Source organism: Hufsiella ginkgonis (genome assembly GCF_009834915.1).
GTDB classification, from domain to species: domain Bacteria; phylum Bacteroidota; class Bacteroidia; order Sphingobacteriales; family Sphingobacteriaceae; genus Hufsiella; species Hufsiella ginkgonis.
Genome location: NZ_WVHS01000007.1, coordinates 40,574 through 53,667, shown reverse-complemented (window position 1 = coordinate 53,667; position 13,094 = coordinate 40,574). Strand labels below are relative to the sequence as shown.

6 protein-coding genes are annotated in these 13,094 nt (G+C 52.8%); 3 read left to right on the top strand and 3 right to left on the bottom strand.

The window, feature by feature from the left end; translation table 11 throughout:
- Both ruvA and sov read left to right on the top strand, forming a co-directional pair.
- A complete protein-coding gene (ruvA, locus tag GS398_RS21640; RefSeq protein ID WP_160908926.1) occupies positions 1 to 585 on the top strand; it encodes a Holliday junction branch migration protein RuvA in 585 nt (194 codons plus the stop codon).
- Between the two features lie 73 nt (positions 586 to 658).
- Entirely contained in the window at positions 659 to 7,660 is a 7,002-nt protein-coding gene (gene sov / locus GS398_RS21635; RefSeq protein ID WP_202406179.1) for a T9SS outer membrane translocon Sov/SprA, read from the top strand.
- Between the two features lie 26 nt (positions 7,661 to 7,686).
- Here the strand turns inward: sov and ggt are convergent, their stop codons facing one another.
- Together ggt and GS398_RS21625 are read right to left on the bottom strand one after the other, a co-directional pair.
- Positions 7,687 to 9,390: a gamma-glutamyltransferase gene (gene ggt / locus GS398_RS21630; protein WP_237488279.1), complete on the bottom strand. Its 1,704-nt coding sequence runs from the start codon at positions 9,388 to 9,390 to the stop codon at positions 7,687 to 7,689.
- Positions 9,391 to 9,514: 124 nt separating this feature from the next.
- Positions 9,515 to 11,281 carry an AMP-dependent synthetase/ligase gene (locus tag GS398_RS21625; RefSeq protein WP_160908925.1) on the bottom strand — a complete coding sequence of 589 codons (1,767 nt, stop codon included), beginning with the start codon at positions 11,279 to 11,281 and terminating at the stop codon, positions 9,515 to 9,517.
- Positions 11,282 to 11,500: 219 nt separating this feature from the next.
- Here GS398_RS21625 and GS398_RS21620 point away from each other — a divergent pair, with 219 nt between their 5' ends.
- Complete coding sequence (locus GS398_RS21620) at positions 11,501 to 11,974, top strand: hypothetical protein (RefSeq protein WP_237488278.1); 474 nt, start codon at positions 11,501 to 11,503, stop codon at positions 11,972 to 11,974.
- Between the two features lie 80 nt (positions 11,975 to 12,054).
- On the opposite strand, the gene GS398_RS21615 is transcribed toward GS398_RS21620, so the two are convergent.
- Positions 12,055 to 13,071 carry an FKBP-type peptidyl-prolyl cis-trans isomerase gene (locus GS398_RS21615; RefSeq protein WP_160908924.1) on the bottom strand — a complete coding sequence of 339 codons (1,017 nt, stop codon included), beginning with the start codon at positions 13,069 to 13,071 and terminating at the stop codon, positions 12,055 to 12,057.
- Positions 13,072 to 13,094 lie beyond the last annotated feature (23 nt).

The following is a 13,094-nucleotide window of genomic DNA, read 5'->3' as shown; positions in this document are numbered from 1 at the left end:
ATGTACGACTATATTAACGGGAAACTGGCCTTTAAATGTCCCACCTACGTAGTGATAGATACGGGCGGTGTGGGGTATCACATACATATCTCGCTGCATACCTATTCCGGCATTGCCGGGAAGGAGCAGTGTAAACTGTTCACCTGGCTGCACGTAAAGGAAGACGCACATACCTTATATGGCTTCGCCGATGAGGGCGAAAGACGGTTATTCCTCCACCTCGTGTCGGTTCCCGGCATTGGACCGAACACCGGGAGAATGATCCTTTCTTCTATCACTCCGCAAGAGATCCAGGCGGCGATCATCAAGGGCGACGTGCCGCTTATCCAGCGGATAAAAGGCATTGGACCAAAGTCGGCACAACGCCTGATCCTCGAACTGCAGGATAAGTTGAAAAAAGAAGGACCTGACTCGTTAATTTCTTTGCCGCGGCATAATACGGCGAAGGATGAAGCGTTATCAGCATTGATCATGCTTGGCTTTGCGCGTAACGTGGCAGAGAAAGCGCTCGACCAGGCAGTGAAAGGTGGAAATGACAATTTATCGATTGAGCAATTGATAAAAACTGCGCTTAAAAGCTTATAATTACGGTACAATTAGTTAGAGGAGTTTGGGAAAAAAATCTACTTTTTATATTCTAAAAGTATGCTGTTTCCTTTTGTTTTGTGCGGGTTCCGGCGCCGTTGCGCAGACTAAAACGGCCACTAAAGATGACAGCGTTAAACTCCGGTACCCTTTTAAGGATTCACCCTTACTTGAACTAAACCGGAAGCCTGGATTTTATCTCCAAAATCCGTCCAATATCGTGCGCTCGGTAGAATTCGACCCGGTGCGGCGGCAATACGTGATCCGGGAAAAAGTTGGATTAACCGATTTCCGGCCTGCACAGTATCTCAGTATCGAACAGTACCGGCAATACGAAGAAGAGCTCGCCAAACGCGCGTACTGGCGAAGCATGTCCGACTCGTCGCTCGCCAACGCACGTACCCCCGGGTTCATTCCCTCTATCGTGGTGAATAATAAGGCTTTCGAGCGAATCTTCGGCGGCTCGACCATCGATATCCGCCCGCAGGGGTCGGCTGACCTCACGCTTTCCGGCCGCATTAATAAAAATGAAAACCCGCTGTTTAACGAGCGGCAGCGCAGCCAGGCGAACTTCGACTTCGACCAGCGCATCCAGATGAACGTGATCGGGCAGATCGGTGAGAAACTGAAGATCGGTATCAACTACAATACCGAAGCACAGTTCGATTTCCAGAACCAGATGAAGCTGGATTATACGGGCAAACCCGACGAGATCATCCAGAAAATTGAGGCTGGTAACGTAAGCCTCCCGCTGAGCACCACCCTCATTACCGGGAGCCAGGCCTTATTCGGCCTGAAAACAAAACTGCAGTTCGGGAAGCTGGGGGTAACCACGATCTTTTCACAGCAAAAATCGCAGTCGAAAGAGATCACGGTCACCAACGGTTCCCAGCAGAACGAATTCAGGATCTCGGCAGATAGCTACGAAACGAACAAGCATTTTTTCCTGGCGAAATATTTCAGGGACAACTACAACAGGGCATTCGCCAATATGCCCATCATCGCGTCGAACATAACCATTACCAAGATCGATGTATGGGTAACCAACCGCACGAACAGCACGGTCGACTCGCGCGACGTACTGGCGCTGCTGGACCTGGGTGAAAACCGGCCTTATAACACCGTGCGGGTGCAGGGCGGTGCGGGGTTCTCCGTGCTGCCCGCAGGATTTTCCGGGCCGGGATTCGCGCAACAGTCGAACAACCTGCTCCAGAACCTCCCTCCCGGGACAAGGCTCACGAATTCAAACGATATCAATACCTATTTCCAGGGAAACGGCGCCACTGATAACTATGTGAAATTGACCTATGCCCGCAAGCTTACCGAGCGCGAGTTTACGCTGAATCCCAGGCTTGGCTATATTTCTTTAAACAGTGCATTGAACGCAGATGAGGTGTTGGCGGTCGCTTTCCGGTATACCGTGAACGGCGTGGAATACCAGGTAGGGGAGCTGTCTACCGACATCAATGTAGACCCCGCCAATCCGCAGGTACTCTATGTCAAGCTGCTAAAAAATGAGACATTAAAAACCAACCTGCCAACCTGGGACCTGATGATGAAGAACATCTATTCCCTGGGTGCTTACCAGGTGAGCCGCAGTGGTTTCAATATGAATATTTACCGGCTCGACGATAACTCGGGCGTCGAGCGTCCCGCCATCACCGAAGGGCAGAATACCGAAGGCAAGCTTTGGCTTCGCCTGACCGGCGTAGATAACCTGAACCAGCAGAACGACCGCAAACCCGATGGTTATTTCGATTTCCTGGAGGGCGTAACCATCGACGCTACGAACGGCAGGATCACGTTCCCCTCCATCGAGCCTTTCGGAAGCGACCTTGCCAGGCAGTTCGTGCCGGTTGCCGAGCAGGCGCTGATCGATAAATATGTATACCAGCCGCTGTACGACTCTACCCGTGTGATCGCGCAGCAACTGTTCCCGAAGCTTAACCGGTACGTCATCCGCGGTACTTACCAATCTGAAGTGAGCAGCGAATTCATGCTCAACTCCATTAACGTACCCGATGGTTCGGTACAGGTTTTTGCGGGTACGCTGCCGCTGGTAGAAGGCGCCGACTTTACGGTCGATTACAACATCGGCCGCGTGAAGATCCTGAACACCGCCTTGCTAAGCTCCGGCCAGCAGATCCGCATCAAACTGGAAAACAGCGAACTGTTCGGATTGCAGCAGCGATCATTGTTCGGTAACCGTTTCGACTACCGGGTAAATAACAAGCTGAACCTGGGCGGTACCATCATGAACCTCACAGAGAAACCGCTTACCGCGAAAGTGAACATCAGTGAAGAGGCGATCTCCAACACGATATGGGGGCTGGATGCGAATTACAGCTCGCCCTCGCGGTGGCTGACGAGGATGGTAGATAAGATCCCTTTCATTAATACCAAAGAGGCGTCGAGCATCACCTTTACCGGCGAGTACGCCAACATGGTGCCGGGCCATCCACGGGCACTTAATTTCGCGGGAAGCAACAACGGTGCCAGCTACCTCGACGATTTCGAAGGCAGCCGCTCTATTTTCGATATGAAGAGCCCGGTGAGCTGGCAGCTTTCAGGTACCCCGCAAATGTTCGCCGAATCGCAGCTGAGCAACGACCTCGCCTATGGCTACAACCGGGCAAGGCTTTCGTTCTACACTATCGATCCCATCTTTTTCCGCAGCAGCTCGCTCACACCCGATAACATCAAGAGCAACCGGAACGAGCTTTCCAACCCATACACCCGCGAGGTGATCGAGCAGGAAGTGTTCCCCTACAAGCAATCGACCACCGGGCAGCCCATTACCCTGCCTACGTTCGACTTGGCTTTTTACCCCAACGTGCGCGGGCCGTACAACTACGCCACTACCGGGCTTAATAATAACGGTACACTTATTAACCCGAGGAGCCGCTGGGGCGGGATCTTTCGTAAGCTGGAAACCACTAATTTCGAGGAACTTAACATCGAGTATATCGAGATGTGGATGCTCGACCCGTTCATCACCAAAACCAGTTCCCAGGGCGGCGACCTGTATTTTAACCTGGGAAGCGTGTCGGAAGACATCCTGAAAGACGGCCGCAAATCTCTCGAAAACGGGCTCGACCCGGGTGGTACCTCCAATGGCACCGATGTAACCGTATGGGGCCGCGTGCCCAAATTGCAGCCCGTTATCCAGGCGTTTGACAATAACCCGGAGGCGCGCAAGTTCCAGGACGTGGGGATCGACGGGATTGGCGACACCGACGAAAAGGTGATCTTCGCTAATTTCCTTACCCAGGTGCGTGCCCAGTTAAGCGCTACGGCTGCTGCGGCACTCGATGCCGACCCGTCATCAGACAACTTTCAGTACTACCGCGGCGACAACCTCGATGCGGCCAATGCCGGCATCCTGAAACGCTATGAGAAATATAACGGCACCGAAGGGAACTCTAAAACTACCGAACAGTCAAAAGCGGAAACCGGTATCGAGAACTCGGCGTCGACCTCGCTGCCCGACGGAGAAGACATTAACCGCGATAATAACTCGTCGCTTGCCGACGAATATTTCCAGTACCGGGTGTCTGTGCGCCCGCAGGATATGGTAGTAGGGCAGAACTTTATCACCGATAAGGTAACGTCGACCATCAAACTGCCCAATGGCTCTACACAGGCGGTTTCCTGGTACCAGTTCAGGATCCCGATCTCCCAGTACCAGCAGAAGGTGGGTAATATCCAGGATTTCAAATCTATCCGCTTTGCGCGGATGTTTATGACCAATTTCGCGGATACCATCATCATGCGTCTCGCCCGGCTGCAGCTGCTTCGCGGCGAGTGGAGGCGTTACAATGCCGAAAACAACGCCACCAAGGTGCTGGCGGACCCGGCGCTGGGTATCAACCCAGGGCTGGATAACTCGACGCTGGATGTAGGCACCATTAACATCGAAGAAAACGGGACCCGAAACCCGATCCCGTACGTGGTGCCGCCGGGCATTGAGCGGGAGCGTGATTTCAGCAACTTCCGCGGAGATACCCGCCAGAACGAGCAATCGCTGCTGGTAAATGTGCAAAACCTCCGCGATGGTTATGCCAGGGCCGCTTTTCGTACCACGTATAACGACTTCAGGTCGTATAAACGCCTGGAGATGTTCGTGCATGCCGAGGGGAACCAGCTAAAAGACAATGATGTTACGGCGTTTATCCGGGTAGGGACCGACAACCAGGACAATTATTACGAGTACCAGGTGCCGATGAAGATCACGGCGCCCGGCTCCCGCGACGCTTCTTCTATTTGGCCCGATGCCAACAAGATAGATGTGGAACTGGCCCTGTTCCAGGCCGCAAAAACAGCCAGGAACATCGCATTGCTGAATGGCGCACCCTGGCCCGTAAATGTGCCGTTTAAGTACGCAGACGGTAACAACACCATCACCGTGATGGGGCAGCCGGACCTGAGTAAGGTGCGCATCTATATGGTGGGTATCCGCAACCCGTTGCGGGCGCCTGCGAACCCTGGCGGCGATGACGGTCTCGAAAAAACCGGGCAGGTATGGTTTAACGAGCTGCGGCTTACCGATTTCGACGAGCGTGGCGGCTGGGCGGCTACCGCGCGCGTGAACGCAAAGCTGGCCGATTTTGCAGATGTGACTGTCTCGGGCAGCAAAAGTACCGTGGGCTTCGGCTCTATTGATAAACGGGTAAGCGAGCGTAACCGCAACGACGACCGTTTCTTTGACGTGTCGTCGAGTATGGAGCTTGGCAAGTTTTTCCCGGACCGTACCGGCATCAAGATCCCGATGTACATCAATTTTTCGTCGCAAATGAGCTTGCCGCAGTACGACCCGCGCACGCCGGATATCGAGCTGAAAAACGCATTGAAGTCTGTGCCAAAGGCGATAGCGGATTCTATCCGTTTTAATGCGATGGATTATACGTCGCGCCGAAGCTTTAACCTTACCAATGTGCGTAAGCTGAAAACTGATCCGGAGGCGAAGAACCACCTGTGGGACGTCGAAAACCTGAGTGCCACCTACTCTTACAACGAGTTTTACCACCACGATTTTATCAATGAGCTTACCCTGCAGAAAACCTACCGGGCGGCGCTGGATTATAATTTTAGTACTACACCGAAAGAATATACGCCATTTGCAAGGGTCATAAAATCCAATAAGCTGGCGCTGCTGCGCGACATCAACTTCAGCCCGATGCCTTCCTCGCTGAACTTTCGCATCAGCCTCGACCGTTTGTACTCGGAGAATACGCTGCGTAACAACGATCCCAATAATGCCATCCCCATTAACAGCACGTTTAACAAGAACTTCCTGGTGAACCGGGTATACGGCATCGGCTGGAACCTTACGAGAAGCCTCCAGATGGACTTCAACGCCACAAATCTTTCCGTGATCGATGAGCCCGACGGCCGCATCAATGGCCTGGTGCGCGATACTATCTGGCAGAACCTGAAACGCCTGGGCCGCACCACCGATTATAACCACGTACTGAACCTAAATTACCTGGCGCCGATCGATAAGATACCAGGGTTCGGCTGGACGAAGCTGACCCTGCGGTACGGCACCACTTTCTTCTGGCAAACTGAGCCGCTGCTTACGTTAAGAGACCCCAATATCGATTTTGGGAACTCCATCCTGAATTCGCGGGAGATCCAGGTGAACCCGACATTGAATTTCGTAACGCTTTACGGCAAAGCAGGTTTTATCAGGCGGGCCACAGATCCCCAAAGCAAGGGATTCGCAAATGGCGTGCTCCGTGCGTTAACGAGTCTCAAAACCGTCAGCGCCAGCTACCTGAAAAAGGAGGGTACGATATTACCGGGATACCTGCCCAAGACCAACCTCCTGGGGTATGACCTCGACGCCCATGCACCGGGCTGGGATTTCCTCTTCGGGAACCAAAGCGACATCCGTGGAAGAGCGCTGGCCAATGGCTGGATCACCCGCGATACGCTGCAGAACCAGTTGTACATTAATACCTACAAGGAGGACATGAATATCCGCGGACGGGTGGAGCCGCTCCGTGATTTAAGCATTGACCTTACGGCGACCCGCAGCCGCAGCCTCAACTACTCAACCAATTTCCGGTTCAACCAAACTTCCAACGACTTCCAGAACCTGAGCCCGGTGACTACCGGCGATTATAGTATTTCTTTCTTCTCGCTTCGCACGGCTTTCAGCAAGGAGAGCAAGAACGGCACATCGGCCCTGTTCCGTAAATTCGAGTCGAACCGGGAGGTGATTTCGCGCAGGCTTGGCGAGCAAAACCCGAACTCGGCCGGTGTGGCCGGTGGCTATGCCGATGGCTATGGAAAGAACTCACAGGACGTAATTGTTTCTTCGTTCATTGCGGCGTATACCGGGCAGGATGCAGAAAGCGTGAAGCTGCGGAAGTTCCCGAGGATCCCTTTCCCGACGTGGACGGTCCGTTATACCGGTCTCACCAAATACAAGTTCTTTAACGAGTTCTTTGATTCCTTTACCCTCAACCATCGCTACAACTCGATCTATAGCGTGAATAGCTTTAACTCGCTGATCCGCTACCAGGAGACGAACGGTGGTGTCAACGTAAAAGATGTCAATGGAAACTTCCTGCCCTTTTACCAGTATTCGCAGGTAACGCTTTTCGAGCGGTTCGAGCCGCTTGTGGGCATGGATATGGCCATGAAGAACAGGATGAGCCTGAACTTCGAGTACCGCAAAACGCGCGCGCTGAGCCTTAGCCTTCAGAACAGCCAGCTTGCCCAGCAGAACGATAAAGCGTTGGTTTTTGGCCTCGGTTACCGCACCAATAATTTCCGTTTTCCGTTCGGCCTGTTCAGCAACGTAAAGATGAACAACGATATGAACTTCAAGTTCGACTTTGCCGTTAACGACCGCAAAACGCTTATTTACCGCGCAGATGTGGCAGATGCCGAGGTGTCGTCAGGAGCGAAAAACATTGCGATCCGTCCTTCCATCGATTATGTGCTTAACCAGCGATTCAACATCCGTCTGTTCTACGACGGCACGATCACCAGGCCTTACACTTCGCAAACGTTTAATACGGCGTTCAGTAATTTCGGGGTGAATATGAGGTTCACGATACAGTAGGCGGGGCGTTAAACCCAAAGATCCTATTACCAACCAAGCGCCGTATCATCTCCTCTCGGGTCGGCTCCGCCCTCCAGGTATCCCCATTTGGTCTTCAGGATGGCATCTACGCGGCCGATGGCGCCACGATCGGTAAGCAGGTATCCCTTCGCTTTGAGCTTTTCTTTGGTGAGGCTGTCGAGAGCTCCTTTTTCTGCAGCCACTTCATCCGGCAGCCATTGGTGGTGAAAGCGTTTGGCGGCTACAGCAGCGCTCATGCTTTTGTTGTATTCGACCACGTTCAGGATCGTTTGGAACACCGAAGTGATAATGGTTGATCCGCCCGGCGTGCCTACTACCATAAATAGTTTGCCGTCTTTTTCTACGATGGTGGGCGTCATCGAGCTCAGCATTCGTTTGCCGGGCGCAATGGCATTTGCTTCGCCGCCCACCAGTCCATACATGTTAGGAGAGCCGGGTTTTACCGAGAAATCGTCCATCTCATTGTTTAGGAGGAAACCAGCGCCCTGTACCATTACCAGCGAGCCGTACGACCCGTTGAGGGTGGTGGTAATAGAAACTGCATTTCCCTCGCGGTCGACAATGGAAAAGTGGGTAGTTTCTTCGTGCTCTTTCGGGGCCACTTTACCAGCGCTTACCTGTGCGCTGGGCGTTGCCTGGTCCCAGTGGAAATCGCTCATGCGGGCAATAGAATAGGTTGATCGGGTCAATTCCTTCTGCGGCACCTGGTAAAAATCAGGATCACCGAGGTGTGTGGCACGGTCGGCATACACACGGCGCTCGGCCTCCACCATCACCTGTACGGCCGAATCCGAATTCATTCCCCATCGCTGCAGCGGGTACCGCTCTACCGAGTGCAGCAGCTGCACCAATGCAATTCCCCCGCTGGAGGGCGGCGGCATGGTGATGATCTTATAATCTTTATATTTACCGGAAACGGGTGTTCGCCAGGCGGCGTGGTAGTTTTTCAGGTCCCCGGGGGAGATTAACCCGCCGCCGCGCTGCATCTCGGCCACTATCTTCCCGGCCGTTTCACCTTCATAAAAGCCTGCACGTCCCTTGTCGCGGATCAGCATCAGCGTATGCGCAAGATCCGGCTGCACGAGGCGATCGCCAACCGCCCACTTGCCTGCTTTAACCAGCGACATCCCCGAAGGGTTATATTTGCGGAACGTTCCGCTGTGGCTGTTGAGCTCCCCTACCTGCCGCTCCGTTAAGGCGAACCCGTTTTCCGCGAGCGCAATGGCGGGTGATAGCACGGCGGTCCAGCTCAGCTTCCCGTATTTGCGGTGTGCTTCGGCCATGCCGTCAACCGATCCGGGAACGCCCGAGGCCGGTTGTCCGTACAAACTCATATCGGTGATGGGATTGCCGGCAACATCCAGGTACATGTCCCTGGATGCGGATCCAGGCGCTTTCTCCCTAAAGTCCAACGCATCGGTTTGGCCTTTGGCCGACCGGTAGACCATAAATCCGCCTCCTCCAATATTTCCCGCGTTGGGATAGACCACCGCGAGTGCGAACTGCACGGCCACGGCCGCATCCACCGCGTTGCCTCCTTTCTTCAGGATTTCGATCCCCGCTTTTGAAGCCTCCGGGTGTGCGGAAACGACCATGCCGTTGCGGTATTCGCCGCTATTGTTCCTGCCGATCTGCCCGCCGGCGCAACCCGCCAACAACGCGGTAACTACCATAACACAAAGAAAACGGGCATGACGAGGAAAAGCCATAAGATCGGGGTTTAACCAGGGCAATATCTTTAATATATGTGAGGAATGCAACGGGACATATTACGTTGTACGTGTCTGTCTCTACGAAATGCTTAATAATTAAGTTGTTCCGAACGTACAACGCCTAACGTGTAACGTCCCGGTACAGCTCCTCTATTATGTCCCGGTGCTTCTCAGTTACTACTTTCCTTTTGAGGCTCAGCTTTGGTGTCATTTCGCCCTGTTCGATGGTCCATTCCTGGGGCAGCAGGGCGAATTTTTTCACTTGCTCCCAATGACCGAATTCTTCGTTATAGCGATCGAGCTCACGTTTGTATTTATCTGTAACCAGTGGGTTACAGATCACTTCGGCGCGGGTGGACCAGGGGATGTTTTTCTTGGAACACCAGTCCTTTAATGCGTCGAATGCAGGAACAATGAGGGCGGCCGGGAACTTCCGGTTCTCGCCTATCACCATTACCTGTTCAATGAGCGGCGATTCTTTGAACTTATTCTCGATGATCTGCGGGGCCACGTATTTTCCGCCCGCTGTTTTGAACATCTCTTTTTTACGGTCGGTAATAGAGAGGAATCCTTCACCATTTAGTTGGCCTATATCGCCGGTATGGAAAAAGCCGTCGGCATCGATCACTTCCGCAGTAAGGTCGGGGCGTTTGTAATAACCCTTCATCACGCTGGGAGCTTTGCAGAGCACTTCGCCATCGTCGCCAATCTTTACTATCACGTTCGAAATGGGTTTTCCCACCGTATTAAAGGCACGTTTTCCTTTTTCAAGACCGTTTACTGCGATCACCGGGGAGGTTTCCGTAAGCCCGTACCCTTCGAGCACAGGAATCCCCGCTGCCCAGAAGACCCTTGCTAACCGGGGCTGCAGCGCGGCCCCACCGGAGATAATAGCCTGTATCTTTCCGCCCAACGCTTCGCGCCACTTGCTGAACACCAGTTTGTTGGCAATAGCCAGCTGCAGCTCGTACCACCAGCCGTTTTTGCCGTCGAGCTCGTACCGTAGGCCCAGGTCGAGCGCCCAATAGAACAATTTCTTTTTAATGCCGGTGAGCGCCGCGCCTTTTGCCGCAATGCGGTCATATACTTTCTCCAGCAGGCGCGGTACGGTGGTAAATCCGTCAGGTTTTACGTCGTTCAGGTCGGCAACGATGGTATCCATACTTTCCGCATAAAAGATGGAAATGCCGAGGTTGAAGTACATGTACACCACCATCCGTTCAAAAATATGGCAAAGCGGCAGGAAGCTTAGCGCCTTTGCATAACCGGAAGGGTACAGTACACACGAGGAGAGTACGTTGCTGAGCAAGTTCTTATGCGTAAGCATCACGCCCTTAGGCGTTCCGGTAGTGCCCGAGGTGTAGATGAGTGTAAGCAGGTCGTCGGGCGTGGTCCCGTCTTTGATCTTTTGCAGGTCGATTTCCGGGTGTTCCCGCCCCAGCCCGACCAACTCCTGCCAATGGGCGACCCCTTCCAGCTTATCGAGCGAATATATCTTTAACCGTTCATTATCGTTCAGCGCAATGATCTTCCGGAGAAGGTCCGTTCCGGAGATAAAGATCATTTTTACTTCCGCATCTTTGAGGATGAACCGGATGTCGTGATCGGCCAGTGTAGGGTACATCGGTACCAGGGCCGCACCGGTCTGCATTACCCCAAAGTCGCAGATGTTCCATTCCGGCCGGTTTTGCGATAGGATGGCCACTTTATCGCCATGCGCGATACCGGAAGCGATGAGCCCGCGGCTGAAGAGCTCCGTAATTTCCACAAACTGTTCCGACGTATAAGAATACCAGCTGCCGTTCGCCTTTCCGGAAACGATGGTTTGCCCGGGAAACTTTACAGGCAATTGGTCGGTAAGGTCAAATATGCGGGAAATGGTGGTCATACGGGGTAGGGTTAGCAAGTACAAATTACGAATTTTGGGGGAGAAGGGACGCTATTTGCGCAAAGATTTGCGCAAATAACGCGAAGATCCGGTAATGCTTTGTGCCGCTAACTACCCAAAATGCACACCCTTAACAACAATTCCCTCTCTCCGAGCGTTAAACGCTCAAACCATGAATTGTATACAAAACAGTTCACTCCACTTTAACCTTTATCAAGTATGAAGAAATTATTTTTAGCAGGCATTGCCGCATTCGGGTTGTTGTTCGTTCAAATGGAAACAAAGGCGCAGGAATACAAAAACGCGCTGGGGGTAAGACTGGGATCTTATAACGGCGTAAACTTTAAAACGTTCGTGTCGAAGGATAATGCATTCGATCTGAACCTGAGCTTCAGAAACACCAGTGCGCGTAAGGATGTTCGTTTCACGGTACTATATGAGTTCCACAATCCCGTACAAAATGCGCCCGGGCTTAAGTGGTTTTATGGCGGTGGTGGCAGCATCGGCTCCCGCAGGTATGTAAATGATGATGGGCAGCTGTTCCTCAGCGCGGTGGGTACCCTCGGTCTTGATTACACGTTTACCGGCGCACCGATCAACCTGGGGCTCGACTGGAGGCCACAATTGGTGATTACGCCAGACACGGACGTTACGGCCGGAGACGTAGGGCTTGCGGTCCGGTTTACGTTTTAAAAGTTAAAAGTTAGAGGTTTAAGGTCGTGAGCCTATTAATGCCCGACCTTAAACCTCTAACTTCCAACCTCAAATCATCTTCAGCTTTTCTTTGTCACCGGTTTTTTCACCGGCGCTGCGGGCTTTTTAGGAGTGGTTACCGGTTTCTTTGCCGGTGTAGTCGCCGGCTTCTTTACCGCAGGCTTCGCCGCCGCAGCCCTTACCGGACGTGCAACTTTTACAAGTTCAATCTCAAAGAAGAGCGTGCTATAGGGTTTGATATCTTCACCGCTGCCCTGTTCGCCGTAGGCGAGGTTAGAGGGAATGATGAAGTATCCTTTGGATCCCGAATTCATCAGCATCAGTCCTTCTTCCCAACCGGGGATGACGGCCTGGCTTCCCAGCGGAAAACTAATCGGTTCATACGGACGGCCCGGCTGGATCAAACCGGCTTTCTTTGCTTCCGCTTCTATACTGGTATCAAATACTTTCCCCGCCAGGGTACGGCCAACGTAATTAACATATACGGTGTCGCCCGCTACCGGTTTCGGTTTTAACGACGGTGTGGTGATGCCGTACATCAACCCGGAAGGCGTAGTCTTTAAATTAGCGAAGCGCTTGTTGGCCAGGTATGTGTTGAGGTCAACTTTTTCCTGGCTCTTCAGCGAATCGATCGCGCGGTTATTTTCGGCTATCGCCTCATCCAGTGTCTGGATCCGTTCGATCTTTATATTAAACACCAGGTCGCTGCCTTTAGTCAGGAAGGGAGGGCGCTGGTCGTCGTGTCCCTGGAAGATCGAATCCGTGGGAATATATACGATCGCGCTGTCTTTAAGCGACAGCATGGTGAACACGTCCATCAGGTCGCCGATGTTTTTTGAAGCCTGGATCTTGATCTTTACCGGCCTGCCGGCCTGGTAGCTGCTCATCAGCACGGAGTCTTTCCCGTTTTTCTGTACGAAGTTGAACGTAACGATGTCGTCTATCTTAATCTTTGGACCGGTACCTGCTTTCGCGATCCTGAACCTTGCGCCGCTCGGCGAGCGTGTAACGTCCTGTGCCATTACGCTTACCGCGGTAAACAGGAACACGAGGACCAATAAGAATTGTTTTTTCATTTGAGTTTCTTTGGGTTTTCAGT